Origin of the sequence: Pseudomonas sp. BF-B-26 (assembly GCF_019956495.1) — a bacterium.
Classification (GTDB): Bacteria; Pseudomonadota; Gammaproteobacteria; order Pseudomonadales; family Pseudomonadaceae; genus Aquipseudomonas.
The window spans coordinates 127,821-151,574 of record NZ_JAHBDP010000113.1; the positions used below are offsets into that span (position 1 = coordinate 127,821).

The 23,754-nt window shown below is 58.3% G+C and carries 28 protein-coding genes and 1 tRNA gene; 21 read left to right on the top strand and 8 right to left on the bottom strand.

Annotated elements, in window-relative coordinates; all coding sequences use genetic code 11:
* The first annotated feature begins 22 nt into the window (after positions 1–22).
* The 3 genes from KGB03_RS25955 to KGB03_RS25965 all read left to right on the top strand — a co-directional run bounded on the left by KGB03_RS25955 (position 23) and on the right by KGB03_RS25965 (position 2,163).
* Positions 23–301: a hypothetical protein gene (locus KGB03_RS25955; protein WP_111450681.1), complete on the top strand. Its 279-nt coding sequence runs from the start codon at positions 23–25 to the stop codon at positions 299–301.
* Positions 302–383: 82 nt separating this feature from the next.
* The gene (locus KGB03_RS25960) at positions 384–1,142 is read left to right on the top strand and encodes a CHAD domain-containing protein (RefSeq protein ID WP_218537311.1); all 759 of its coding nucleotides are present in this window, start codon (positions 384–386) and stop codon (positions 1,140–1,142) included.
* A gap of 223 nt (positions 1,143–1,365) precedes the next feature.
* Complete coding sequence (locus KGB03_RS25965; protein ID WP_223529871.1) at positions 1,366–2,163, top strand: acyl-CoA thioesterase; 798 nt, start codon at positions 1,366–1,368, stop codon at positions 2,161–2,163.
* On the opposite strand, the gene KGB03_RS25970 is transcribed toward KGB03_RS25965, so the two are convergent.
* The gene (locus KGB03_RS25970; RefSeq protein ID WP_111450678.1) at positions 2,164–2,529 is read right to left on the bottom strand and encodes an Mpo1-like protein; all 366 of its coding nucleotides are present in this window, start codon (positions 2,527–2,529) and stop codon (positions 2,164–2,166) included.
* A 247-nt stretch (positions 2,530–2,776) separates the two neighbouring features.
* Positions 2,777–4,258: a methyl-accepting chemotaxis protein gene (locus tag KGB03_RS25975; RefSeq protein ID WP_218537313.1), complete on the bottom strand. Its 1,482-nt coding sequence runs from the start codon at positions 4,256–4,258 to the stop codon at positions 2,777–2,779.
* A gap of 178 nt (positions 4,259–4,436) precedes the next feature.
* Here KGB03_RS25975 and KGB03_RS25980 point away from each other — a divergent pair, with 178 nt between their 5' ends.
* The 8 genes from KGB03_RS25980 to KGB03_RS26015 all read left to right on the top strand — a co-directional run bounded on the left by KGB03_RS25980 (position 4,437) and on the right by KGB03_RS26015 (position 10,844).
* Complete coding sequence (locus KGB03_RS25980; RefSeq protein WP_046047937.1) at positions 4,437–4,967, top strand: hypothetical protein; 531 nt, start codon at positions 4,437–4,439, stop codon at positions 4,965–4,967.
* Between the two features lie 64 nt (positions 4,968–5,031).
* Positions 5,032–5,223 (top strand): PLDc N-terminal domain-containing protein, encoded by a 192-nt coding sequence (locus KGB03_RS25985; RefSeq protein ID WP_008148797.1) that lies wholly within the window; start codon positions 5,032–5,034, stop codon positions 5,221–5,223.
* Positions 5,224–5,435: 212 nt separating this feature from the next.
* On the top strand, positions 5,436–6,311 hold the full coding sequence (gene speE / locus KGB03_RS25990) for a polyamine aminopropyltransferase (protein ID WP_218537314.1): 876 nt from the start codon (positions 5,436–5,438) through the stop codon (positions 6,309–6,311).
* 169 nt (positions 6,312–6,480) lie between these two features.
* Entirely contained in the window at positions 6,481–6,714 is a 234-nt protein-coding gene (locus KGB03_RS25995) for a hypothetical protein (protein ID WP_008148802.1), read from the top strand.
* 213 nt (positions 6,715–6,927) lie between these two features.
* Positions 6,928–7,269, top strand: coding sequence for a ribonuclease E inhibitor RraB (locus KGB03_RS26000; protein ID WP_008148805.1), 342 nt, complete (start codon positions 6,928–6,930; stop codon positions 7,267–7,269).
* Between the two features lie 396 nt (positions 7,270–7,665).
* Complete coding sequence (locus KGB03_RS26005) at positions 7,666–9,075, top strand: circularly permuted type 2 ATP-grasp protein (RefSeq protein ID WP_008148806.1); 1,410 nt, start codon at positions 7,666–7,668, stop codon at positions 9,073–9,075.
* Positions 9,076–9,087: 12 nt separating this feature from the next.
* Positions 9,088–10,038, top strand: a complete 951-nt coding sequence (locus tag KGB03_RS26010) for an alpha-E domain-containing protein (protein WP_111450675.1) — start codon at positions 9,088–9,090, stop codon at positions 10,036–10,038.
* Positions 10,035–10,844 (top strand): transglutaminase N-terminal domain-containing protein, encoded by an 810-nt coding sequence (locus KGB03_RS26015; RefSeq protein WP_111450674.1) that lies wholly within the window; start codon positions 10,035–10,037, stop codon positions 10,842–10,844. The genes KGB03_RS26010 and KGB03_RS26015 overlap by 4 nt, the downstream gene beginning before the upstream one ends.
* Before the next feature lie 111 nt (positions 10,845–10,955).
* On the opposite strand, the gene KGB03_RS26020 is transcribed toward KGB03_RS26015, so the two are convergent.
* On the bottom strand, positions 10,956–11,777 hold the full coding sequence (locus KGB03_RS26020) for a c-type cytochrome (protein WP_218537463.1): 822 nt from the start codon (positions 11,775–11,777) through the stop codon (positions 10,956–10,958).
* A 597-nt stretch (positions 11,778–12,374) separates the two neighbouring features.
* Between KGB03_RS26020 and KGB03_RS26025 the strand changes: the two genes are divergently transcribed.
* From KGB03_RS26025 to KGB03_RS26035, 3 genes are all read left to right on the top strand, one after another.
* Positions 12,375–13,580 carry an acetyl-CoA C-acetyltransferase gene (locus tag KGB03_RS26025; RefSeq protein ID WP_218537315.1) on the top strand — a complete coding sequence of 402 codons (1,206 nt, stop codon included), beginning with the start codon at positions 12,375–12,377 and terminating at the stop codon, positions 13,578–13,580.
* Positions 13,581–13,609: 29 nt separating this feature from the next.
* A complete protein-coding gene (locus KGB03_RS26030; protein WP_223529873.1) occupies positions 13,610–15,754 on the top strand; it encodes a 3-hydroxyacyl-CoA dehydrogenase NAD-binding domain-containing protein in 2,145 nt (714 codons plus the stop codon).
* A gap of 95 nt (positions 15,755–15,849) precedes the next feature.
* Positions 15,850–16,578 carry an amidotransferase gene (locus tag KGB03_RS26035; protein WP_223529875.1) on the top strand — a complete coding sequence of 243 codons (729 nt, stop codon included), beginning with the start codon at positions 15,850–15,852 and terminating at the stop codon, positions 16,576–16,578.
* A gap of 124 nt (positions 16,579–16,702) precedes the next feature.
* Here KGB03_RS26035 and KGB03_RS26040 read toward each other — a convergent pair whose 3' ends face one another.
* The 3 genes from KGB03_RS26040 to KGB03_RS26050 all read right to left on the bottom strand — a co-directional run bounded on the left by KGB03_RS26040 (position 16,703) and on the right by KGB03_RS26050 (position 19,463).
* A complete protein-coding gene (locus KGB03_RS26040) occupies positions 16,703–17,674 on the bottom strand; it encodes a magnesium and cobalt transport protein CorA (protein ID WP_218537317.1) in 972 nt (323 codons plus the stop codon).
* A gap of 162 nt (positions 17,675–17,836) precedes the next feature.
* Positions 17,837–18,559, bottom strand: coding sequence for a 1-acylglycerol-3-phosphate O-acyltransferase (locus KGB03_RS26045; RefSeq protein ID WP_218537318.1), 723 nt, complete (start codon positions 18,557–18,559; stop codon positions 17,837–17,839).
* 214 nt (positions 18,560–18,773) lie between these two features.
* The gene (locus tag KGB03_RS26050) at positions 18,774–19,463 is read right to left on the bottom strand and encodes a crotonase/enoyl-CoA hydratase family protein (protein WP_192407014.1); all 690 of its coding nucleotides are present in this window, start codon (positions 19,461–19,463) and stop codon (positions 18,774–18,776) included.
* A gap of 64 nt (positions 19,464–19,527) precedes the next feature.
* Here KGB03_RS26050 and KGB03_RS26055 point away from each other — a divergent pair, with 64 nt between their 5' ends.
* From KGB03_RS26055 to KGB03_RS26090, 7 genes are all read left to right on the top strand, one after another.
* Complete coding sequence (locus KGB03_RS26055) at positions 19,528–19,677, top strand: hypothetical protein (protein ID WP_223529878.1); 150 nt, start codon at positions 19,528–19,530, stop codon at positions 19,675–19,677.
* 93 nt (positions 19,678–19,770) lie between these two features.
* Positions 19,771–19,860: transfer RNA gene (locus KGB03_RS26060), tRNA-Ser, on the top strand.
* 269 nt (positions 19,861–20,129) lie between these two features.
* On the top strand, positions 20,130–20,450 hold the full coding sequence (locus KGB03_RS26065) for a YbjQ family protein (protein ID WP_095130296.1): 321 nt from the start codon (positions 20,130–20,132) through the stop codon (positions 20,448–20,450).
* 667 nt (positions 20,451–21,117) lie between these two features.
* Complete coding sequence (locus tag KGB03_RS26075) at positions 21,118–21,489, top strand: bacteriocin (RefSeq protein ID WP_192407020.1); 372 nt, start codon at positions 21,118–21,120, stop codon at positions 21,487–21,489.
* Positions 21,490–21,673: 184 nt separating this feature from the next.
* Positions 21,674–22,096: a glycine zipper domain-containing protein gene (locus tag KGB03_RS26080; protein WP_218537320.1), complete on the top strand. Its 423-nt coding sequence runs from the start codon at positions 21,674–21,676 to the stop codon at positions 22,094–22,096.
* Positions 22,097–22,223: 127 nt separating this feature from the next.
* On the top strand, positions 22,224–22,412 hold the full coding sequence (locus tag KGB03_RS26085; protein WP_223529880.1) for a hypothetical protein: 189 nt from the start codon (positions 22,224–22,226) through the stop codon (positions 22,410–22,412).
* Positions 22,413–22,520: 108 nt separating this feature from the next.
* On the top strand, positions 22,521–22,730 hold the full coding sequence (locus KGB03_RS26090) for a hypothetical protein (RefSeq protein WP_218537322.1): 210 nt from the start codon (positions 22,521–22,523) through the stop codon (positions 22,728–22,730).
* Positions 22,731–22,880: 150 nt separating this feature from the next.
* Here the strand turns inward: KGB03_RS26090 and KGB03_RS26095 are convergent, their stop codons facing one another.
* Positions 22,881–23,273 (bottom strand): hypothetical protein, encoded by a 393-nt coding sequence (locus KGB03_RS26095; RefSeq protein ID WP_149631591.1) that lies wholly within the window; start codon positions 23,271–23,273, stop codon positions 22,881–22,883.
* Positions 23,274–23,275: 2 nt separating this feature from the next.
* The coding region (locus tag KGB03_RS26100; protein WP_317851245.1) for an enterotoxin A family protein at positions 23,276–23,754 on the bottom strand (479 nt) is incomplete at its 5' end.

Here is a 23,754-nt window from a genome sequence, read left to right on the forward strand (position 1 = left end):
ACCTATCTTTGAGGTGTGAGTGATGAAAGTCTGGATCTGTGTGCCGTTGATTGCCCTGGCACTCGCCGGTTGTGCCGGTAAAACCGCTTACCGTGACAGCTGCGGTAGCCAACTCGACGCTGCCTGGCATGAGCTGGACCTGGCCAAAGTCGAGGGCTTTGCCGGGACCGTCAGCTACTCCAAGGCACTTTCGTTACTGACCGGTGCCAAGACCCAGCAGCAATTCGAAGCCTATGAGGGTTGCTCCAGGAAGGCCGAGAAGGCGCGTTTTTATATTCGTGAATCGCGCGCAGGGCGCTGAAAGCCGCTCTAAGCTGCAAGCAATAGGTCAGTCGCCCCGGAATTCGGCTGGCGGCTTGCAGCTGTTTACGGAGTAAACCCCCATGATTAACCGGTTGGTGGCTCATGTCCTGGGCCTGGAAGTCCGTTTGCTGGCCTGTCAGGCACGCTTGAGTGCCCGCACCGACCCTGAAGCGTTGCACGATCTACGCACCACGGTTCGCCGTTTGCGCAGTTTGCTGCGGCCATTGCGCGGCTTGCCCGGGGTCGAACAGCTGGAAGCGGCGGCGTCCCGGGTCGGCGACTTGACCACGCCGTTGCGCGATCGCGAAGTGCTGGCGGCGTGCTTGCTCGAGCATGATCAACCCCAGGCTGCCTATCGGCGTATGGCGCAGATGGCCGAGGCTTACCCGGCGGTCGCGACGAGCCCTGAAGTGGCGCAGTTGCTGATGATCCTCGACGCCTTTCCGCGTTTTCTGCGGGCCTCCCAGCGTCAGGGCCTGGTCAAGGGGTTGCGTCGGCACATCGAAAAACGCTTGGCCAAGCAGTGGAAAAAACTCGACAAAGCCCTGCACGATCCGGCACATGATCGCCACCGTTTGCGCCTGCTGATCAAGCGCGTGCGTTACGGCATCGAAGCCTATCCCGAACTGGATCGATTGCCGAAAGCGGCGATGCCGCGCTTGAAGTCCGCGCAAGGTGCCTTGGGCGATTGGCACGATTGCTTGCAATGGCTGGCCATGGCCGAGCAGGAAACCGATTTGCAGCCCTGCGTCGCGGCCTGGAAAACCGCCATGGCCAAGGCCGAAGGCCGTGCCGACCAAGTCCTCGACAAACTCAGCGCTGACTGCTTCAAATCCTGAAACACTACCGATGCCCTGTGGGAGCGGGCTTGCTCGCGAAGACGGCGGCACATCCAAAACAGATGTGACTGACAGACCGCTTTCGCGAGCAAGCCCGCTCCCACATTGATTGTGTTCAAGCCAAGTGCGGCTCATCTGTCAGTGCTTTTGGCTGGAATAAGCGCTGTGCCATCCCCGCGGGCTGGTTAAGATTCCTTCATCCTTTTCCCGCTCTGAGGTTTCCATGCGCTTTTCCGATCTGCTCGACGCTGTCCGCAGCCAGCCGCTTGAGCTGTCTATCCCGGCCGAATGGGCTCAGGGACGTGCCAGTTTCGGTGGCCTGGTGGCCGCCTTGCAGTACGAAGCCATGCGCGCAAAAGTCCCGGCGGATCGTCCGGTGCGTTCGCTGGCGATCACCTTTGTCGGCCCGGTCGAGCCTGAAGTGCCGGTCAGTTTTGAAGTCGATGTGTTGCGCGAAGGCAAGGCGGTCAGCCAGGTGCTGGGTCGGGCTATGCAGAAGGGCCAGGTGGTGACGTTGGTCCAGGGCAGCTTCGGCGCCTCGCGGCCGTCGGAAGTGGCGGTGATCGCCGAACCGGCACCCGAGATGAAGCACTGGGACGATTGTCAGGAACTGCCGTTCATCAAAGGGGTACTCCCGGAGTTCATGCAGCATCTGGCGATGCGCTGGAGCGTCGGCGGTCTGCCGTTCACCGGCAACAAATCCCGCGAGATGGGTGGCTGGGTGCGCTTGCGTGGGGACGTGAAGGAAGAAGCGGTCAGCGAGTCGCATGTCCTGGCGCTGGTCGACGCCTGGCCACCGGCGCTGTTGCCGCACCTGAAAAAACCGGCAATGGGCAGCACGCTGACCTGGACCATCGAATTCGTCCAGCCGTTGCTTGAACTGAGCACGCTGGACTGGTGCCAATACCTGGTTGAAATCGAACATGCCGCTGACGGCTACGGCCATGCGGCCGCGAAATTGTGGAACGCGGACGGTCAGTTGATTGCCATGAGCCGGCAGACGGTGACGATTTTCGCCTGATCAGTGACGACGGTGGCGCTCACGCCAGGCGCGCCACCAGCCGCCGCTCAGGAAGAACCGTGGGAAGGTCAGAAACTGCTCGACCAACAAGCGTGACACGGCATCTTTGCGATCGCTGAACGGCTCTGAGGCTTGCGCTTCCAAGGTGTGACCGTGGCGTTGCAGGCCGAGGGCGGCGAGCAGGCCGATGACGCCAATCGCGATATTGGTGAAGCTCAGACCGAACACTCCCGAGACAATCAGCAGAAACGCCACGATGAACAGCGGCACGGCAATCAGGTGCAGCACCAGATTGGTCGGGTGCTGATGATTGTTCGGGTACGCTCGCCATTGCCAGGCGGGGAGGTTGGGGTGACGTTTGCCCATGATGGTAATCCTTGGTTCGTTGAGGCTCTTGAACAAAGAATAGGCCGGGGCAAACCCGTCGGCGAATCAAGGCTGGCTATCGAAGTGATAGGTGTCATGTTCGGATTTGATGGTGACCGGGCTGACGCCTTCGCGAGCAAGTCGGATCGCCGCACCGCCGCTCCCACAGGATTTGCGCTATTTCAATATTTGCGCATTACCTGTGGGAGCGGCGGTGCGGCGATCCGACTTGCTCGCGAAGGGTCCCTTACAGCTTCAGCTGCCCTATAGCCTTGCTCAATTCCCCCGCCAACGCTGCCAGCTCATTGCTGGTAGTCGCCGAATCCACGGTCTGCTGCACGGTGTTCTCGGTCACATCCCGAATGCTCACCACCGCCCGATTCATCTCTTCGGCCACGTGACTCTGCTGCTCGGCCGCCACCGCGATCTGCGTGTTGCTTTCGCGCATCTGCGCCACGGCGCTGGTGATTTCTGCCAATGCGGCACCGGCCTCCTGAGCCTGCTGCACGCAATCGTCGGCCTTGAACGAGCTTTCCTGCATGAAATCCACCGCGTCCCGAGTCCCGGCCTGCAACGCGGAAACCATGATCGTGATTTCGTCAGTGGAGGTCTGGACACGTTTGGCCAGGTTACGCACTTCATCGGCGACCACCGCAAACCCGCGACCCATTTCACCGGCACGGGCCGCTTCAATCGCTGCGTTCAGCGCCAGCAGATTGGTCTGCTCGGCGATGCTGTGAATCACACTGACCACGCCGTTGATCTTCTGACTGTCCTCGGCCAGACGCTGAATCATCTCGGCAGTCTGTTGTACCCCGCTGGACAGGCCGGCAATCGACTTCTGCACCCGACTGACCACTTCCTGCCCGCTGCCGGCCAAGGTATCGGCGGTTTGCGATAGGTCGCGGGTGGCGCCAGCGTGCTGGGCAATGTGATAGACCGTGGCGGTCATTTCGTTGATCGCCGTGGCGGCCTGATCGGTTTCGCTTTGCTGGCCGAGCATGCCGTGACGCACCTCGTTCATGCTCGACGCCAGCCGTGCCGCGCCGACATCCAGTTGCCGGGCGGTGCTGGCGACGGTATTGACCACTCGCTGGTAACCGGCCTGCATGGCGTTGAAGGCATTGGCCATCTGCCCGACTTCGTCGGTGCAGGCCAGCGGCACGCGTGCCGACAGGTCACCGGTTTTCTCGACGTGGAGCATCACGTCCTTCAGCGTATTGAGCTGGCTGAGCAGGAAGCGGATCAACAATTGCGAAGCGCCGAGCATCGCCAGCATCAAGATCGCTACCGCCACGGCGTAGTTGGGAAAACGCTCGCCAAATACCTGGGCCATGCTCGGGCCATGGGCAATCACTGCGACCTGGTTGCCCTCCGGGCGCGTAAACACTTCAGCGCCCATCAACGGGTTGTCGCCGAACAGCGGCATGGCATTGATTGCGACCCAGCCGTTGGTATCGGCCAGTTCCAGTACCGGCTGCCCGTTCAGCAACGGTGCTTGCCCGCGACTGAACGTCAGCACGTTATCGGCTTTGGGGAGCGGTTGCCCGGCGGGCCAGGCGCTGAGCAGTCGCGCCTGGGCTTGTGCTGATGCCTGGTAAGCATGGCTGCGGGCCTGTTGTTCGAGCTGTACGGCGTACAACACCAGCAGCAAGGTCGTGACGAAGGCGACGGCGTTGACCGCCCAGAATTTGTATTTCAGCGAGATATTGCTAAGCCAGGCACCCATGGAGGTCTTCTCTGATAGCGGAAACAGTTTTGGCAAGGTGCCATTATTGTGCCGCTACTCAGGGGGCTGGATCTTGATGTGGGTCAACAATCCCGGCCATGCTCGCGCACAGGAATTGCGGGGCGTAATGCGCTATCCTTCGCGCCTTCAAAATTCCCTCGCTACAGGATTCCGCCCCATGAAAGCCGCACTCGTCGAACTCATCAGCAAAATAAGCTCCGGGTGCATGAGCGATGACGAAATCCTGAAAGTCGCTGACGAAGCGGCCCAGGCCTACGCCGATCCCGAGGCTTTTCTGACGGCCAATCCGGATATCAACTACGACGAAACGTTCCCGATTCCGCTGGGTGAGTGGGTCGTCGTCGGCAGCCTTCCAGAGACCGTGCTGTTCCAGGCCGACACCTATGTGGACCTTTTCGCCCAGATCGTTTCCTCGTTCGGTCCCGGGGTTGATTTCAATATCAAGCCCAAGCAACTGGCCAAGACTGAAGCCCTGACCGCGCTCAATCGCATTCAGGTGCAGATGGGCAGCATGAACAAGGAAAACGGCGGTTACACGCTGATGAACTTCAGTCAGTTGCTCGACGACGAACTGCAAGTGGTGCTGGTCTACGGCAACGACGTGCCGCGCGTACTCGAGTTGTGCGCCAAAGTCGGCATCGCTGCCGCACCCTCGCTGGAAGCCCTCAAAATCGCCGTCCACGTTTAAAAAACGGAACCCTCGCAAGGCCCGGCTATCCTAAGAGTGCAAACCACTCTTAGGGAGCGACACCATGGGTTCCACGTTCAATGGTCTGATTGGCCTGATTATTCTTGCCCTGGATATCTGGGCAATCATCAACGTGCTCAAAAGTGGTGCCGACACAGGGATGAAAATCATCTGGGTGCTGCTGATCCTGCTGCTGCCGGTGCTGGGCCTGATCATCTGGGCCATCGCCGGGCCTCGAGGAAACGTCCGGATCTGAATACGCACCCAAAGCCGACACCTTTCCCCTGTGGGAGCGAGCCTGCTCGCGATGCAGACGCCGCGGTTTCCCTGTAAACCGCGTTATCGTTTATCGCGAGCAGGCTCGCTCCCACACTGTTCCATGCCTACCCGACAGACGAAGGTTCGACCTGTCATGTGCTGCGACGTAGTATTCGCGTCTTGCCATCCGCATTCATCGGAGCACTTCCCATGAGCAACACCCCGACCAGCGAGTACCTGGAAACCCTCTACGAAGGTTATGGCCAGCGTTTTCGCATGGAAAAACTGCTGCACGAAGTGCGTACCGAACACCAGCACCTGGTGATTTTCGAAAACCCGCGCATGGGCCGCGTCATGGCGCTGGACGGCGTGATCCAGACCACCGAAGCCGACGAATTCATCTACCACGAGATGTTGACCCACGTACCGATCCTGGCGCATGGCACCGCCAAGCGCGTGCTGATCATCGGTGGCGGTGACGGCGGCATGCTGCGTGAAGTGGCCAAGCACCGCAGCATCGAGCACATCACCATGGTCGAGATCGACGGCACCGTGGTCGACATGTGCAAGAAATTCCTGCCGAACCACTCCAAGGGTGCGTTCGCTGATCCGCGCCTGAACCTGGTGATCGACGACGGCATGCGTTTCGTCGCCACCACCAGCGAAAAATTCGACGTGATCATTTCCGATTCCACCGACCCGATCGGCCCGGGCGAAGTGCTGTTCTCGGAAAACTTCTACCAGGCCTGCCGTCGCTGCCTGAACGAAGGCGGCATCCTGGTGACCCAGAACGGCACGCCGTTCATGCAAATCGAAGAAGTCAAAACCACCGCCGGACGCCTGCGTAGCCTGTTCCCGGACTGGCACTTCTATCAGGCGGCCGTGCCGACCTACATCGGCGGCGCCATGACCTTCGCCTGGGGCGCGACCAATACCGCTTATCGCAAGTTGTCCCGCGAAACCCTGCAGCAGCGCTTCGTCGGCAGCGGCATCATCACCCGCTACTACAACCCGGAAATCCACATCGGCGCGTTCGCCTTGCCGCAATACGTCCTGCAGGCTGTGAACAAGCCTAGCAACGACTGATATCGAGCAAACCAGAAAGGGCCCTCTCAGGTTGTGTGAAAACACACCGCAGACGGCCCTTTTTTCATGCTTCACTTATAGAAGTAGAAGGTCCGGTTGAACGATTGGCCGGGGAAGAATGTCGAGATACATGTAAGCCCATCCATGGGTTTTATCGAGGAGGCACCTGATGCAAAAGTGGAAAGTCACTTTCGTTGATGATCACGGTGAACAAGTTGACGAGGTGTTCGAGAGCGATGAATGCCCGAACAACGAACAAGCCGCGAAGCTCATTCGCGCCCGGTGCCTGCCTGTGGCTGCCGAACTGGACCTCAACGATCTGGAAGGGCGGGCCGATGATCCGACTGTCAAAAGTCTGAAGACCCAGAACAGCATTGAAATCCTCAGCATCACGCCAATCTGAACATCTCCTGTCACATTTCTAACCAGACCTTGGCAGTGGCTCTATCTTGAGGCTACTCTGCAACCGAGATCAGCGAACGGATCGCTAAGGTCTGGTCTTGTCAGCTACATGCTTGCTTCCCACCGGCAACGTTGTTGCCGCATCGCTCGCCCCATTCGGTTGCGAGTGCCGGGAATACGGAAAGTCTATCCATCAGTCTGAGGGGGACGTTTCATGAGCACAGCCTATCAAGAAGACATCAGCACCAGCGTGTTGCGCCGCATGAAAGAAGGCGGTTTCGACTTTTCACGATTCCATCCCATCGAGTTCTACGCCATTTTTCCGGACGAGGAGCGGGCGCGCAGGGCGGCAGGGCATTACTGTGGTGAATCCTTGAATGCACAAATCAGCGTGCGCGATGACGGCGCGTGGTACCTGGAACTGAGCAAAGTGATGTACGCCACTTATGACGGCATCGGCGATTTTGAGCAGGATTTCGAGGCGGTGGTCGAGCCTTTGGGCGGCATCATCGAAGGATGGGGCGTCAAGCAGGAGGTACGAGGGCGACTCGCATAGCTTATGAACAGTGACAACACTCAGCAACGGCTGACCTTCGGGTTGGCCGTTTTCGTTTTCGTGGGGCAGAAAACGCACCTGGCAAAACCCTGAAACAAGAATCCGACGCAAAAAAAACCGCCTGAACAGGCGGCTAAAGGGAAGTTCGTCAAGATTTTCAGCGAATGCGCGGATTATCCGCAGCGACTCTCGGGCAGTGAAATCAACTCTGGCTATGCTGGTGATAGGCGACAACATTGCTTCGCAATGAAGCGGGGGCGATCGGGTGGGGGCATTTACCGCACAGGATTGGTGCGGTGCGTGCAGTGTGATTATCCAACTGATTGATATCAAAGCGTTTATGCCGATGGCACGGGCTTTGCGAAGCCCAGATGTCCGGGTGACAAGGAGTACGGCATGATCCGCACCTATTTTGATGAGATGTACGATGCCGGCGGCCAGGTCCGCCCGCATTATCGGGAGTTTGCCCGTTGGCTGGCCGAAACGCCTGACGAGCTTTTGGCACAACGGCGACGCGAGGCCGATCTGTTATTTCATCGCGCCGGGATTACATTCACGCTCTATGGTGATGAGCAAGGGACAGAGCGCCTGATTCCCTTCGACACCATCCCCCGCAGCATCCCCGCCAGTGAATGGCGAGTCGTCGAGCGAGGCTGCATTCAGCGGGTCAAGGCGTTGAACATGTTCCTCGCCGACCTCTATCACGAGCAGCGCATCATCAAGGCCGGCATCATCCCGGCCGAGCAAGTGCTGGCCAACGAGCAATACCAGTTGGCGATGCAGGGGCTGAATCTGCACCGCGATATCTATTCCCACATCTCCGGTGTCGATCTGGTGCGCGATGGCGACGGCACGTACTACGTGCTCGAAGACAATCTTCGTACACCGAGCGGCGTGAGCTACATGCTCGAAGACCGCAAGATGATGATGCGGTTGTTCCCCGAGTTGTTCGCGGCCCAGCGCATTGCCCCCATCGACCACTATCCGAACCTGTTGCTCGACACCCTGAAAAGCTCCAGCCCGATTGATAACCCGAGCGTGGTGGTACTGACGCCGGGTCGTTTCAACAGCGCGTTCTTTGAACATGCGTTTCTGGCGCGGGAAATGGGCGTCGAACTGGTGGAAGGCGCGGACCTGTTCGTGCGGGATGACAAGGTGTTCATGCGCACCACGGACGGGCCGAAAGCCGTCGACGTGATCTACCGTCGCCTCGACGATGCGTTCCTCGATCCGCTGGCGTTTAACCCGGACTCGATGCTCGGCGTTCCAGGGCTGCTGTCGTCGTATCGCTCCGGCAACGTGGTGCTGGCCAATGCCATCGGCACCGGGGTCGCGGACGACAAGTCGGTGTATCCATTCGTGACGGACATGATCCGTTTCTACCTGGATGAAGAGCCGATTCTGAAGAATGTGCCGACGTGGCAGTGTCGTAATCCCTCCGAATTGTCCCACGTACTGGCCAATCTTCCGGAACTGGTGGTCAAGGAAACCCAGGGCTCCGGCGGTTACGGAATGCTGGTCGGGCCGGCGGCGACGGCGGCGGAAATCGAGTCTTTCCGTGCGCGGATCAAAGCCAAGCCCCATGCGTACATCGCGCAACCGACGTTGTCCCTGTCGACCTGTCCGACCTTTGTCGAAAACGGCATTGCTCCACGCCACATCGACCTGCGTCCGTTTGTATTGTCTGGCCGCGAAACCCGGGTTGTGCCCGGCGGTTTGACCCGTGTTGCCCTGCGCGAAGGCTCCCTGGTGGTGAATTCATCCCAGGGCGGTGGAACCAAGGACACCTGGGTGGTCGAGGATTGAAGGAAGCCTGCCATGTTAAGTAGAACTGCCTCGGATTTGTATTGGATGTCGCGTTACCTGGAGCGGGCGGAAAACCTCGCACGGATGCTCGACATCAGTTATTCGCTGTCGCTGATGCCGCAGGATGGTCGTGGTGACGGCCTGCATGAACTCGCCATGCCGTTGCTGATCACCGGCACCCTGGACGATTACCTGGAGCGCCACGGCGAATTGCACGCTGAGCGGCTGCTGCATTTCTTCGCCCTGGACGCGGCCAACCCGGCGAGCATTTACAGCTGCCTCGGCGCCGCGCGGGCCAGCGCCCATGCGGTACGTGGGCGAATCACCGCCGACATGTGGGAAAACATCAATGCCACCTGGCTGGAAATCCGCGGGATTGCCGATCAGGGCCTGAGTCGCTACGGCATGAGCCGTTTCTGCGAGTGGATCAAGGAACGTTCCCACCTGTTCCGCGGCGCGTCCTACGGCACGATCATGCGTAACGATGCGTTCCGCTTTATTCGTCTGGGGACGTTTATCGAAAGGGCCGACAACACGCTGCGCCTGCTCGACGCCCGCTACGAAATGGCTGGCGATCAGGCCGAGGCGGTCAGCGATGGCACCGCTCACGCCTATTACCAGTGGAGTGCTTTGCTGCGGGCGTTGTCCTCGTTCGAGGCCTACACCGAGATCTACCGCGATGCGCCCGGCGCCCGGCATGTGGCCGAGTTGCTGTTGCTGCGTGCTGACGTGCCGCGTTCATTGCGCGCCTGCACCGAAGAAATCGACCAGATCCTAGCCCAGCTGCCGGGGGCCAACGGCCGTCCCGCGCAACGCCTGGCAGCGGAAATCGACGCACGCCTGCGCTACACCGGCATCACCGAAATTCTCGACGAAGGCCTGCACGCCTGGCTGACCGAGTTCATCCCGCTGGTGCGCCAGTTGGGTAACGCCATACACAGTTCCTACCTGGAGGCTGCATGAGACTTTCCATTAGCCACGAGACCACCTATCACTATGAAGATCAGGTGCGGGCGAGCATCCAGTACCTGCGACTGACCCCCCACGACAGCGAGCGCCAGCACGTGCTCAGTTGGCAGCTCGACTTGCCGCGTCCGGTGCGCGCGCAACTCGATCCGTTCGGCAACATCCTGCACGTGCTGACCCTGGACGAGCCCCACGAGGCGATCATCATCGGCGCCCGGGGTCAGGTGGACATCGACGAATTGCGCGAGGCGGAGCATGAAAGCCAGTCGGCGCTGCCGTTTCTGCGCTTCACGCGCCTGACCGAAGCCGACGAAGCCCTGCGTGCGTTCGCCGAGAAGGAGTGCAAGCAACGCCGGGATCGCACGGCGCTGATCGACTTGATGCATGGCCTGAACCAGCACATGACCTACACGCCGGGTTCCACCGAAGTGGACACCAGCGCCGCCCAGGCCTTCGCCGGGCGTTCGGGCGTCTGTCAGGACCACACCCACGCTTTTCTCGCCTGTGCTCGCAGCCTGGGCATTCCGTCGCGTTATGTGTCGGGCTATTTGTACAGCGAGAACAGCGAACACCTGGCCAGTCACGCCTGGGCGGAAGCCTGGCTCGATGACGCCTGGTACAGCTTCGACGTGACCAATGAATTGGCGCGGCCCGAGCGTCATCTGAAACTGGCGGTGGGCCTGGATTACCTGGATGCCTGCCCGGTGCGTGGCATGCGGCGTGGCGGTGGTTGCGAGCAGATGCATGCGAAAGTGTTTGTGTCACCGACACCGATGCCGGTTATCTCCGTCCAACAGCAGTAATCGGGGATACCGCTTCGCGAGCAAGCCCGCTCCCACACTGGATCTGTGTCGCTCACAGTCAAATGTGGGAGCGGGCTTGCTCGCGAAGAGGCCTGCCCAGACAGCACAAGGCTAGGGTTGAGCTTTTCGCCCAGCCATGTGCTTCAAATACCCCACCAGCCTCTCCAGATCCCCGTCCGGCAACACCGTCGCCGAGAACCCGGGCATCTTCGCCTGTGGCCACTGGCGCAAGCTCTGCGGATCACGAATGTAGCGCTTGAGGAAATCCGCGCCGAAGTACTCGGTCGGGTTAAACGGAATGTTCAGGTCAGGCCCAAACTGCGCATCCCCGGCGCCGTTCAATCGGTGACACGCCAGGCAATTCTTCTGAAACAGCGCAAAGCCCTTGTTCACCGGGTCGTCAGCCTTCAACGCCGGATCGGGCCGCAGGGCAGGGAAGCGCTCGGCCACCGGTGCCATGCGCTTGATGCTCGCGACTTGAAAGGGCCATTGTTCGGGGCTGATATCGCCCGCCTGCGGATCGGTCCAGACCAGATAGAACGGCCCGGCGCCGGGTTTGCCTTCCGACAGCGGTGGCCACGGCTTGGCGGGTTCTTCAATCGCCAGCCATGCGCGCGCGCCCTGGGTGTTGAGCAACGGCGCGGCTGACAGTTCTGCGGCAAAACCATCCAGGGCTACCGCTTGTAAGTGGTCTTCAGGTTTGATGCCCGTCAACAACGCAGCCAACGGAACAGCGCGATAGCTCATGTCCCGTTTGTAGGAAACGTCATTGCTGACAGTGAGGGTCTGCACCTGAGGATGCTTGAGCAACTCCTCGGTTTGCCAGGTGCGATTGCTCGCGCCCAGCTCAAGGTTCAGCTGTGCGGCAGACAGAGGCATGCTGAGCAGCAAGGCCCCGAACAAAATGAGCGTTTTCAAATGATCGCCGTCCATGTCGTGGAAGTGCCGTAAAGGTTGGCACACTCACGCTGACCCGGGTAGCGAGCCAGACACATTTTTAGAGGGCGATACCAAAACCTGGCGCCGTATTTTTTATTGACCGACTAGCCGATCACCTTGGTCAGGTTCGGCAAAATCAACAACAGCGTAGTGGCGAAAAGAATGAGCCCGGCTTGACGTACTTTCGATTGTTTGAACATGGCTTGACCGCCTTTATTGTTATTTCCTGATGCCTGCCTACATTTCTCCATGACGGCAGAGCGTTGCACTTCCTGTTTGACGAGCGCCTCGGCAAAACCCGACGACAACTTCGTACAAGTTCACCTTAGAGCCCGCGTCACGCTTGGTTTAGATCCATTTCGTATGGACTTCACATAAATTGCTCTTAAAAAGGCATGAGGCCTATTGCCAGCTTCTTGGGCGCCCGTTTGCTAGACAGCTTGGGGTCCTGAATCGGTTAATCCGGTGGTTGCCTACCGTCCGTCTGAGCGTGACCGTCAACGTCTGTGAGCACTGCGGTCATTGAATCCGGGGCTGCTCGGCCTAAGGTGGAGACTCTGAATTTACTCCCTGCCCAGGTTCGAGAACGTCATGACCCAAGCTTTGATTTTCGACGCGTTACGCACGCCCCGCGGCAAAGGCAAGGCCAATGGTGCCTTGCACAGCGTCAAACCGGTGAACCTGGTGGCCGGGCTGCTCACGGCGCTGCAACAGCGCACGTCTCTCGATACCAGTCAGGTCGACGATGTGGTACTTGGCTGCGTGACGCCTGTCGGCGACCAGGGTTCCGACATCGCCAAAGCCGCGACCCAGGTGGCGGATTGGGACGTCAGCGTGGCGGGTTTGCAGATCAACCGCTTCTGCGCCTCGGGGCTGGAGGCGGTGAACCTCGGCGCGATGAAGGTGCGTTCCGGCTTCGAAGACCTGGTGGTGGTTGGCGGCGTTGAATCCATGTCCCGCGTGCCGATGGGCAGCGATGGCGGCGCCTGGGCACACGACCCGGAAACCAGTTTTCATAGCCATTTCGCCCCTCAAGGCGTGGGCGCTGACCTGATCGCCACACTGGAAGGCTTCAGCCGTCAAGACGTCGATGCCTATGCGCTGCACTCCCAGCAAAAAGCTGCGCGGGCAAGGGCCGACGGTTCGTTCAACAAATCGCTGGTGCCAGTGCAGGACCAGAACGGCATCATCCTGCTCGATCACGATGAATTCATCCGCGCCGGATCGACCATGGAAGGCTTGGGCCAGCTCAAACCGAGCTTCGAGATGATCGGGCAAATGGGCTTCGATGCCACGGCGCTTCGGGTCTACAGCCATGTCGAGCGGATCAACCACGTGCACACGGCGGGTAACAGTTCCGGGATCGTCGATGGCGCGGCGCTGATGCTGATTGGCTCCGAAGCGAAGGGCCGGGCGCTGGGTTTACAACCGCGGGCGCGAATCGTCGCCACTGCCGTCACCAGCACCGACCCGACCATCATGCTCACCGGCCCCGCGCCGGCCACCCGCAAGGCACTGGCCAAGGCCGGGCTACGGGTTGAAGACATCGACCTGTTCGAGGTCAACGAAGCGTTTGCCTCGGTGGTGCTGAAATTCATCAGGGACATGGCGATCGACCCGGACAAGGTCAACGTCAACGGCGGCTCCATTGCCTTGGGTCACCCGCTGGGCGCCACTGGCTGCGCGATCCTCGGCACGTTGCTCGATGAACTGGAAACCCGGCGCCTGCGCTATGGCCTCGCGACGCTGTGTGTCGGCGGCGGCATGGGCATCGCCACCATCATCGAACGCCTCTGAGCCCCGACCGACTTCAAGGAAACCCTTTCATGACCGAAGCCATCCGTTACGAAAAAGGCCAGGACCAGATCGTCGTCCTGACCATCGACATGCCGGGCCAGAGCGCCAACACCATGAACGCGGTCTACCGCGAAGCCATGGCCGCGTGTGTTGCCAGACTGGTTGCCGACAAAGACACCCTCGCCGGCGTGATCATCACCTCGGCCAAGAAAACCTTTTTCGCCGGCGGCGACCTCAATGAACTGATCAAGGTCGGCAAGCCTGAAGCCAAAGCCTTTTACGACAGGGTGCTGACACTCAAAGGGCAGCTGCGCACCCTCGAAACCCTCGGTAAACCGGTGGTCGCCGCGATCAACGGCGCGGCGTTGGGCGGCGGTTGGGAAATCTGCCTGGCGTGCCATCACCGGGTTGCGCTGGACGATTCTTCGGTGCAACTCGGCCTGCCGGAAGTGACCCTCGGCCTGCTGCCGGGCGGTGGCGGGGTGGTGCGCATGGTGCGGATGCTCGGTATTGAAAAAGCCTTGCCGTACCTGCTAGAGGGCAAGAAAGTCCGGCCGCAGCAGGCGTTGCGGGCAGGTTTGATTGATGAGTTGGCGGCGGATCGTGATGAATTGCTGGCCAAGGCGCGCGCCTGGATTATCGCCCATCCTTCGGTTGTGCAGCGCTGGGACGTGAAGGGTTATCAGATTCCCGGTGGTACGCCGTCGAACCCGAAAGTCGCGCAAATGCTGGCCATCGCGCCGTCGATCCTGCGCAGCAAAACCCAGGGCTGTCTGCCCGCGCCAGAAAAAATCCTCTGCGCCGCGGTGGAAGGTGCTCAGGTGGATTTCGACACCGCGCACTTGATCGAAACCCGTTACTTCACCGAATTGACCACCGGCCAGGTGTCGAAAAACCTGATCGGCACGTTCTGGTTCCAGCTCAACGAAATCAATGCCGGCAGCTCGCGGCCCCAGGGCTTTGCACCTTACGTGACGCGTCGCGTGGGCGTGCTGGGCGCAGGCATGATGGGCGCCGGAATCGCCTTTGTCAGCGCATCGGCCGGCATCGACGTGGTGCTCAAGGACATCAATCTTGCGGCCGCACAGAAGGGCAAGGCTCATTCGGCGGCTCTACTGGACAAGAAGGTTGCGCGTGGCCAATTGAGTGCCGATCAGCGCGATGAAACGCTGGCGCGAATTCATCCCACTGAAAGCGACGCCGACCTGGCCGGTTGTGATCTGATCATTGAAGCGGTGTTTGAAGATCGCGAACTGAAAGCCAGCGTCTCTTCGGCGGCGCAAAAAGTCGTTGGCCCGGATGCGGTGATTGCTTCCAACACGTCGACCTTGCCCATCAGCGGCCTCGCTGCCGCCGTGCCGGATCAGAGCAAGTTCATTGGCCTGCATTTCTTCAGCCCCGTGGAGAAAATGCCCTTGGTGGAAATCATCAAAGGCGCCCACACCAGCGACGAAACCCTGGCTCGCGGGTTCGATTTCGTCCTGCAAATCAAGAAAACGCCGATTGTGGTCAACGACAGTCGCGGTTTCTTCACCTCGCGGGTGTTCGGCACATTCACCAACGAAGGCATCGCCATGCTGGGCGAAGGCGTGAGCGCGCCGATGATCGAGACCGAAGCGCGCAAGGCCGGCATGCCAATCGGACCTCTGGCGATCTCCGACGAAGTTTCCCTCAGCTTGATGAGCCATATCCGCCAGCAAACTGCCAAAGACCTGCGAGCAGAAGGGAAACCACTGATTGAGCACCCGGCATTCGCCGTGATTGACTTGCTGCTCCAGGAATACAAGCGTCCGGGCAAGGCTGCTGGTGGTGGTTTCTACGATTATCCGGCCCGTGGGCAGAAGCATCTGTGGCCAGAGCTGAAAAGTCTTTTCGAGAAGGCTGACGGGCAGATTTCGCCGAAGGACGTGCGCGATCGGCTGCTGTTCGTGCAAGCCATCGAAACCGTGCGCTGTATGGAGGAGGGGGTGTTGACCTCGACGGCGGACGCCAACGTCGGCTCGATCTTCGGGATCGGCTTCGCCGCCTGGACCGGCGGCGCGCTGCAGTTCATCAACCAGTATGGCGTGAAAGATTTCGTCGCCCGCGCCCAGTACCTCGCGGAGCAGTATGGCGAGCGATTCGCCCCCCCTGCGCTATTGCTGGAGAAAGCGGCTAAAGGGGAGGCGTTCTAGGGGACGGGTGACGCATTCCGGGGCTTGCCTTGCCACTGTGTTTCAAGGCAGGCTCTGGGGTGTGCATTATTCCCATCATGTGTCAGGTATTTTTTATGTCGTTACGCATCTGCATTCTGGAAACCGACATCCTGCGTCCGGAACTGGTCGATGAATATCAGGGTTATGGGCAGATGTTCCAGCGTCTGTTTTCGCAGCAACCCATCGCTGCCGAGTTCACTGTGTACAACGTGATGCAGGGCGAGTATCCCGGCGATGAGCTGACGTTCGATGCCTACCTGGTCACCGGCAGCAAGGCCGACTCCTTCGGCACCGACCCGTGGATTGAAACCCTCAAGTCTTACCTGCTGACCCGCTACGAGCGCGGCGACAAACTGCTGGGCGTGTGCTTCGGCCATCAACTGCTGGCGCTGCTGCTGGGCGGCAAGAGCGAACGTGCGACCCAAGGCTGGGGCGTCGGCACCCACAAGTACAAACTCGCCGCCAAGGCGCCGTGGATGAGCCCGGTGAGAGAAGAACTGACCTTGTTGATCAGCCATCAGGACCAGGTCACCGCGCTCCCGGAAAACGCCACGGTCATCGCTTCCAGCGATTTCTGCCCGTTCGCCGCGTACCACATCAACGATCAGGTGCTGTGCTTCCAGGGGCATCCGGAGTTCATTCACGATTACTCGCGCGCGCTGTTGGATATTCGTCAGGAAGCGCTGGGCGAGCAGATTTATTCGAAAGGTATGGCGAGCCTTGAGCACGAGCATCACGGCACTACCGTTGCGGAGTGGATGATGCGGTTTGTGGCGCACAAGCCTGCATCCGAGTCGGTTTAAAAGATAAAAGCTTCGCGAGCAAGTCGAATCGTCGCACCGCCGCTCCCACAATGATCTCTACAACACTGGAGATCCACTGTGGGAGCGGGCTTGCTCGCGAATGTCACAGGCACCTCGGTAATGGCTACAACCACCCCGATTTCTTGAAACTCGCCCACAAACTTATGCACCCCACCGCAATGACCCCCAGCACCCCGAAATAACCGTAATGCCAACTCAACTCCGGCATGTCCTGAAAGTTCATCCCGTATATCCCGGCCACTGCCGTCGGGAAGGCGAGAATCGCCGCCCACGCCGCAAACTTGCGCTGCACCACGCTTTGGCGTGAGGCTTCCAGCAACACCCCAACTTCAATAGTCTGGCTGGCAATGTCCGCCAGGGTCGTCAGGTCTTCCATCTGCCGCGTCACGTGGATTTGCACATCGCGAAAGTACGGGCGCATGTTCTTGTCGATGAACGGAAAGTTGAGCTTTTGCAGTTCCTCACCAATCTCTACCATCGGCGCCGCATAACGACGCAAACGCAAGACATCCCGGCGCAGACTATGGAGTTTTTGAATGTCGCGTTCGTTCAGAGAACTGCACATGACGTTGCGTTCCAGCTCATCGATCTCTGCATGGATCGCTTCACCCATGGGCTGGTAGTTTTCGATCACGAAGTCGAGGATGGCATAGAGTACGAAATCTTCCCCATGTTCCAGCAACAGCGGACGCGCCTCACAGCGCTGTCGGACATGGGCGTAGGACGCCGAGTGACCGTTGCGTGCGGTAATGATGTAGCCCTTGCCGGCAAAGATATGAGTCTCGATGAACTCCAGTTTTCCTTCATTCCGGATCGGCGAATACGTGACGATGAACAGTGCATCGCCGAAGGTTTCCAGTTTCGGCCGACTGTGTTTTTCCAGGGCGTCTTCAATGGCCAGTTCGTGCAGGTTGAACTGGCGTTGCAGATTGAACAGCTCCTGGGCGTTCGGCTCTTCAAGGCCGATCCAGACAAAGTGGCCAGGCTTCGCAGCCCAGGCAGCGCCTTCGTCGAGGGTGATATTGGTGACTTTCTTACCAGCGCTATAAACCGCAGCAGCAACAACTCTACCCATGATAGTGATTCACTTCTTATTGGCAGCTTTCTATTAGCAAAGATGGCAGTGGCAGGCAGTCTCCAGCTTAGCCCTGTCTACTGCTTGAGAGTCAGTGAAATCTGCGGAGTTCGTAGGCAAAAGCTCGCAGGCAAAAGAAAACCCGCACAAGGCGGGTTCCTTTTACGCGGCTTGCAGTTGCCGATCCATCGAAGCGATGCACTCGCGCATCTGCTCGCGGCACTGGGCAATCAGCAGCGGCATGTCATCCAGGCTCAATCCAGCCGTAGGAATCGCCGGTAACGAGCGGATCAGAATCTTCCCACTGCGCCAACGGTTCAATCGCATGTGTTTAACGTAACTGCTGACACACACCGGAACAATCGGTACCCCGGCGGCAATGGCCATTTGAAAGGCGCCTTTCTTGAACGGCAGCAACTCTTCGCCCAGGTTGCGCGTGCCTTCCGGGAAGACCCAAATCGAAGTGTCTTCATTCTGTAACGTGTGGGTAGTGGTCAGCATCGACTGGCGCGCTTTCTGCGCATTGCCGCGATCGATCAGCACATTGCCCGCCAACCAGAACAACTGACCAAACAGCGGTACCCACTTCAGACTCTTCTTGCCGATACACACGGTGCGGCGGGGCACCACGTTGCCGAACACAAACAGATCGTAGTTGGACTGGTGATTGGCGATGATCACGCAGCTGTCGGGTTTATCCATCAGCGGTCCGACGTCAGACTTCACCCGCAGACGCAAAATGCACATTGCCGGCCATGCATAAAGACGCGCACACAAACGGCTGTTATCCGGGTTGAACGGTCGGCACAGGCCAAGAATCACCCCAAGCACACCGGCCAGAATAAAGTGCAGGCCCATCAATAACATACGAAACACAAACAGCATTTACAGGCCCCACCGGGACAAAAGGTGGCGCAGTGTACGGATGTGCACTGTTTTCGGCAATTGCCGCTATAGAGGTGGGAGATAGACGATGTTTGAGCGCATGTTTCCGACTTATGGGTCAGATGCGATCTAGAGCGGTTGTAGGCTATTTAACGGAGCGCATAAGAAAAAGCCCGACACGACGGTCGGGCTTTTCGGTGTGGCACGTTTGGGTTTAAACCAAAAAATCCTGATCCTCGATGATCGCGTTGTCCAGCCTCTCCAGCAGCGCCTTGCGCACTTTGAGCTTGGTGTTCTTGTGCGCAGTCATGTTGATCTTCTTCAACTGACGAGCCGCCGCCAGCGCCGCGCCTTGCAACTCTTCGGCCGACACCACCAGGTCGAAGAACCCGGCATCCACGGCACTTTGCGGATTAAACATCTCAGCGTTGATCACCGCGCGGTGGAACGCCGACTTGCGCAGACGGTCACGGGCCAGCTCGATACCGGCGTGGTGCATGGTCATGCCGATCTGCACTTCGTTCAAACCAATGGTGAACGGGCCGTCGACACCAATGCGGTAATCCACCGACAACAACAGGAACGCGCCCTTGGCCACCGCATGCCCAGGGCACGCGACGATCACCGGGAACGGGTGAGACAACAGGCGGCGGGCCAGCGTCGAACCGGCAGTCACCAGCGCCACGGCTTCTTTAGGGCCGGAGGTCATCACCTTCAAGTCATAACCGCCCGACAGCATCCCGGGCGTACCGGTAATGATCACCACCGCACGATCAGTCACTGCCTGATCCAGCGCGGCGTTAAACGCAGCAATCACGTCCGGAGAGATGGCATTGACCTTGCCATTGCTCAAGGTCAGGGTCGCGATACCGTCTTCGAGATGGTAGGAAATCAACTCACTCATGACGCTATTCCTTTCAATAAAGTAGCGCAGACGTTACTCACCGCCGCAGGCCAGGTAAAGCGCCGTGACTGACCGCCCAGTCACCCTTTTCCCGCCCGGCAAGCGTCGCCCGCCACGTCAGCCGCGCATTCCCCTCTATATAGAGGAGGGCGCGAAGCCGGAGATTGGCGGGTTTGCCATCGACTGGAACCTGCTCGAACGACTAAAACGCTAAGCGCATGAAAATTCTGCAAAAAAAGTTTGCCATCGGAAAAGCTTTCGACTACATTAGCGCGCCTCGACAGACAGAACTTGTTTGACGAGATACGGTGAAGTGTCCGAGTGGCTTAAGGAGCACGCCTGGAAAGTGTGTATACAAGAAATTGTATCGAGAGTTCGAATCTCTCCTTCACCGCCAAATTCGATGTAACCAAAACCCCTGATTTCGAAAGAAGTCAGGGGTTTTGTGGTTTCTGGCGTCTGAATTTTGTGGAAGGCAATGTTTCAAGTACAGCGAGGACTACGCTGACCCGAACGCCGAGATCGTGATTGTTCGCTACGCCTCCCATCCGGTCGCCAGTAACTCGGATAACGATCCGGTCACCTTGCCGGCGTTTGATGCGTTGGCTCAACATCTGTCCAGGTTGCCTTGAGTAATTATCCCCGGACTTTGAAGAAGGTAATTTTATGATCACCACCACAACCCACACCATCGAAGGCCGACAAATCACCGCCTATCTGGACATCGTCAGTGCTGAGTCGGTGCAGGGGGTCAACGTTATCCGCGATATGTTCGCCGGGATGCGGGATTTTTTCGGTGGGCGCTCTCAGACATTGGAACGGGCGTTGAAGGAGGCGCGTATTCAGGCAACCGACGAGTTGAAGGAACGGGCGCGGGCACTTCAGGCTGATGCGGTGGTGGGGCTTGATTATGAGATCAGCATGCCGGCCGGGAAGGGCGGGATGGTGGTGGTGTTTGTGACCGGGACGGCGGTCAAATTGAGGTGAGTGGGTTACGAAGCCGTTCGTCGGGGATGCAATAATCTGAACTACAAGTCCAGTACTGACTGACTAGTCTCAAAAGCGTTGAAGGTCGATATTTTTCCAGGCATACGGCTTGCCGGTATCGACCCATTTTTGAGAGGGGAGAGGTATGGCTGATTCGTATATCGAAGACGACGGGTCTGAGTTTCCGATCAACAATTGCGTGCAGTGTGGTCAAGCGGAGTATGTGTCGGGCTTTGGTGAAGACCGGGCTCAAGTCGCCAAAGTGAAATCCAAGGTGCCCCGGACCGAAAAGGCGAATTTCTTGCCGAGGAGGGTGACGGCGCCTTCCAGGAAGTAACCGTTAACCGGACAGTCCCCCCCGCCATTGAGCGGGGTTTTTATTTCCACAAGGTAGTTGGGATTTTGACTACAGATATAAAACCCACCGTGGGTAATTTTTTTTCACAAACTTTTCACGCCTGCCTACGTAGGCTCAACTCATCCGTTAGAAAGCAGTACCTGGCCCGTTCCCCAGCGGGCTTTTTTTTGCCTGTCATAAAACCTTTTCTAAAAACGCTGTCCAACCGTCGCCTATTGCGAGGTTGTACCCGTGCGTGTCTGGACTTTGTCTCCTCAAAAGCATTCAATCTCGCCCCTTTCGGTTACCCCTTTTTTTGAGGTTCTTGTCATGCGTTTAACACTGCCTGCTTTGGTTCTGGGGCTTTTGGTTGCTCAAGGTGCGATGGCTGCGAGTGATGGCACTGCCGCCATCGGTGGTGGTTTGGGTGGCGCGCTGGGTAATGTGGTCGGCCAGAGCATGGGCGGCAGCACCGGTGCAGCGATTGGTGCGGGTGTAGCAGGCGCGGCAGGCAGTGCTGTTGCAGCACGCAAAGGCAGCCGTACTAAAGCCGCCATTGGTGGTGGTATCGGCGCGGCCGGCGGTTCGGTGATCGGCAATAGCCTGGGCGGCAAGACCGGTTCCACCATTGGCGCAGGCTTGGGCGGCGCATTGGGCGGCGGCGTGGGCAGCAACCTGGCCAAAGGTCACAAGCGTCACTGATCCTGATCGATCAGCTCAAAAAGCCCGGCTTGATGCCGGGCTTTTTGTATCTGGATGTTTCTTCTTTCGCGCTCTTCGAATTTATAGCTGTCCAACGATCAGCGCTGGTGTGATGAAAAAGCTAGACTCACGCCATCCGTAACGCGTTCTCTTACCCCCGATACGGAATTTAGAGGTTCATATCATGCGTTTGACATTGTCCACGTTGGTTCTGGGACTTTTGGTCGCTCAAGGTGCAATGGCCGCCGGTGACGGCACCGCTGCAGTTGGCGGTGGTATTGGCGGTGCGCTAGGTAACGTGGTTGGCCAGCAAATGGGCGGCAGCACGGGTGCAGCGATTGGCGCCGGTGTAGGCGGCGCGGCAGGTAGCGCAGTCGGCGCGAACAAAGGCAGTCGCACAGAAGCGGCTATTGGTGGTGGTTTGGGGTCGGCCGGTGGCTCGGTGATCGGCAATAGCCTGGGTGGCAAGACCGGTTCGACCATTGGCGCAGGCCTTGGCGGCGCGGCAGGTGGGGCGGTAGGCAACAACTTGGGTAACGATAGCGGCAGTTCGCACTCCGGTAGCGGCCACAATCATAAGCATAAAAACAAGCACAAGAATCACTGATTCGACATCGAGCTACATCAGAAACCCGGCCTCGCGCCGGGTTTTTCATTTCTGGAGCAGGACTCTGGAACGTTTGGTCGTGGGCCGCCTCGAACTTCATACACCCCAGAATGTTAAGAGGCATGCCATGACTCCTGAAACCGAAGGCAAGGAAGAAAAAGGGCCGAGCGGGCTTCCGTTCATTAACGATCCGGGAAACGAAGATCCAGGCTCACTGATGGATGACGCAACAGTGCCGCTCAATGATTCCGATGAGGCGGGCGACGTCGGAAATATTGAGTTCGAAGACGAGGAAGAGGACGAAGATGACGATTGAGCCTGCTGTGCGACGGATTCGACCGATCGTCTCTCTGATCGAACGCAATGCAGGGCACAAACCTCAAAACTTCAGGGCCTTTTTTTCAGGCCCCACGAGAGGTGCCTTATGAACGCAGATCCGAAAGACTCCGACTTCGACGATACCCCCGAATATCCGCTGCCTTCACCGACCAATCCCCTGAGTCGTGATCAACGTCCGCCTGATGATGCTGGTGTGGAGCAAGTGCCGAGCGACGATGTGAAGCGCTCTGATGTGGAAGCAGACCTGAAAGATCCAGACAATGCCGGGGATGGTCGTTCGGGTGGGCGAGTTTAGGTAGATGTATATGAGTCGATGCGTAGTCGTTAATGCGATACCCATGCCCAGCTAATTGCTGGGCTTATGGAGAGCGTTAATTTTTACGTGCTTGGCACCTCATGCTAGTGTGCTAGCCGACCAAGTTAAGGGAGCGGGGAATAAACCAATTTATTCTGCCAACGAGGTGATCCAGTGATTGTAAAAATCCCTTTGTTGTTGAATATCATGTGTGATGTCGTTTTCTTCGAAGTCAAAAATGTTGACCACATCTTCATTTTCAGCCGGTTTCCCCATCTGAAGTTCATACGCCACTACGCCGCCAGACATTTGGGATGACATACGTGAAGGATAAACATTGAGTTTGGCGCCTTTGCATAGAAACTTTACTTCTGGAAAATCTGCTCGCAACAGTCCAAGACATGCATAAAGATCATGGCCTGTGTATGTTCTTCTTAAGCCGTTTTCCATTATGAAAGTTAAGGTTCGCTTTTGCCGGTCGCATTCGATAGTGGCTTTTTTAGTGACTCCGTGGGTGTTGATAGATATTTCTATTATTTTCATGATTACTTCCTGCGCGGGTTAGGGGTTGAGTAGCCCTTATAGCTACCATCGGCATTGACGGGAGTAACGCCGAGGATGTCGTGGCTGTCTATTCCTCCTGGGAACGCGATTTCAACCTCCTTGCGGTGAGGCGAAATCATGCCGAGCCTTTTATTCACATCTATGCCGCGAATGTTTTTTATTACGTAGACGAAGCCATCATCAAAACCGTATCCCGTTGCGAACTTTATGGCCTCCTTTTCCGAGGTCGAAGTACTGACAAAAAAACTGGGAGGGCTTCGGTTGTCCAAGGCATGCAAGTAGAGATCCATGCTGTCTCCCAAGGGCTCAAACCCCGTTTCAAAAATCTCCCAGTCTTCTCGGGAGTCTCCGCGGTACAAATACCGATTTATTGGTTTCGTGGATGGAGCGCCGGGCTCCCCCTCATCAACCTTCGCCGTCCCCGCCGGATCCTCATCCCCAAACGCCGGCCGCTTACACC

What these genes read in the sequence shown, in the direction of transcription:
- KGB03_RS25955 (WP_111450681.1), top strand. Translation starts at nt 23, where the DNA reads ATGAAAGTCTGGATCTGTGTGCCGTTGATTGCCCTGGCACTCGCCGGT.
- KGB03_RS25960 (WP_218537311.1), top strand. Translation starts at nt 384, where the DNA reads ATGATTAACCGGTTGGTGGCTCATGTCCTGGGCCTGGAAGTCCGTTTG.
- KGB03_RS25965 (WP_223529871.1), top strand. Translation starts at nt 1,366, where the DNA reads ATGCGCTTTTCCGATCTGCTCGACGCTGTCCGCAGCCAGCCGCTTGAG.
- KGB03_RS25970 (WP_111450678.1), bottom strand. Translation starts at nt 2,529, where the DNA reads ATGGGCAAACGTCACCCCAACCTCCCCGCCTGGCAATGGCGAGCGTAC.
- KGB03_RS25975 (WP_218537313.1), bottom strand. Translation starts at nt 4,258, where the DNA reads ATGGGTGCCTGGCTTAGCAATATCTCGCTGAAATACAAATTCTGGGCG.
- KGB03_RS25980 (WP_046047937.1), top strand. Translation starts at nt 4,437, where the DNA reads ATGAAAGCCGCACTCGTCGAACTCATCAGCAAAATAAGCTCCGGGTGC.
- KGB03_RS25985 (WP_008148797.1), top strand. Translation starts at nt 5,032, where the DNA reads ATGGGTTCCACGTTCAATGGTCTGATTGGCCTGATTATTCTTGCCCTG.
- speE (WP_218537314.1), top strand. Translation starts at nt 5,436, where the DNA reads ATGAGCAACACCCCGACCAGCGAGTACCTGGAAACCCTCTACGAAGGT.
- KGB03_RS25995 (WP_008148802.1), top strand. Translation starts at nt 6,481, where the DNA reads ATGCAAAAGTGGAAAGTCACTTTCGTTGATGATCACGGTGAACAAGTT.
- KGB03_RS26000 (WP_008148805.1), top strand. Translation starts at nt 6,928, where the DNA reads ATGAGCACAGCCTATCAAGAAGACATCAGCACCAGCGTGTTGCGCCGC.
- KGB03_RS26005 (WP_008148806.1), top strand. Translation starts at nt 7,666, where the DNA reads ATGATCCGCACCTATTTTGATGAGATGTACGATGCCGGCGGCCAGGTC.
- KGB03_RS26010 (WP_111450675.1), top strand. Translation starts at nt 9,088, where the DNA reads ATGTTAAGTAGAACTGCCTCGGATTTGTATTGGATGTCGCGTTACCTG.
- KGB03_RS26015 (WP_111450674.1), top strand. Translation starts at nt 10,035, where the DNA reads ATGAGACTTTCCATTAGCCACGAGACCACCTATCACTATGAAGATCAG.
- KGB03_RS26020 (WP_218537463.1), bottom strand. Translation starts at nt 11,777, where the DNA reads ATGGACGGCGATCATTTGAAAACGCTCATTTTGTTCGGGGCCTTGCTG.
- KGB03_RS26025 (WP_218537315.1), top strand. Translation starts at nt 12,375, where the DNA reads ATGACCCAAGCTTTGATTTTCGACGCGTTACGCACGCCCCGCGGCAAA.
- KGB03_RS26030 (WP_223529873.1), top strand. Translation starts at nt 13,610, where the DNA reads ATGACCGAAGCCATCCGTTACGAAAAAGGCCAGGACCAGATCGTCGTC.
- KGB03_RS26035 (WP_223529875.1), top strand. Translation starts at nt 15,850, where the DNA reads ATGTCGTTACGCATCTGCATTCTGGAAACCGACATCCTGCGTCCGGAA.
- KGB03_RS26040 (WP_218537317.1), bottom strand. Translation starts at nt 17,674, where the DNA reads ATGGGTAGAGTTGTTGCTGCTGCGGTTTATAGCGCTGGTAAGAAAGTC.
- KGB03_RS26045 (WP_218537318.1), bottom strand. Translation starts at nt 18,559, where the DNA reads ATGCTGTTTGTGTTTCGTATGTTATTGATGGGCCTGCACTTTATTCTG.
- KGB03_RS26050 (WP_192407014.1), bottom strand. Translation starts at nt 19,463, where the DNA reads ATGAGTGAGTTGATTTCCTACCATCTCGAAGACGGTATCGCGACCCTG.
- KGB03_RS26065 (WP_095130296.1), top strand. Translation starts at nt 20,130, where the DNA reads ATGATCACCACCACAACCCACACCATCGAAGGCCGACAAATCACCGCC.
- KGB03_RS26075 (WP_192407020.1), top strand. Translation starts at nt 21,118, where the DNA reads ATGCGTTTAACACTGCCTGCTTTGGTTCTGGGGCTTTTGGTTGCTCAA.
- KGB03_RS26080 (WP_218537320.1), top strand. Translation starts at nt 21,674, where the DNA reads ATGCGTTTGACATTGTCCACGTTGGTTCTGGGACTTTTGGTCGCTCAA.
- KGB03_RS26085 (WP_223529880.1), top strand. Translation starts at nt 22,224, where the DNA reads ATGACTCCTGAAACCGAAGGCAAGGAAGAAAAAGGGCCGAGCGGGCTT.
- KGB03_RS26090 (WP_218537322.1), top strand. Translation starts at nt 22,521, where the DNA reads ATGAACGCAGATCCGAAAGACTCCGACTTCGACGATACCCCCGAATAT.
- KGB03_RS26095 (WP_149631591.1), bottom strand. Translation starts at nt 23,273, where the DNA reads ATGAAAATAATAGAAATATCTATCAACACCCACGGAGTCACTAAAAAA.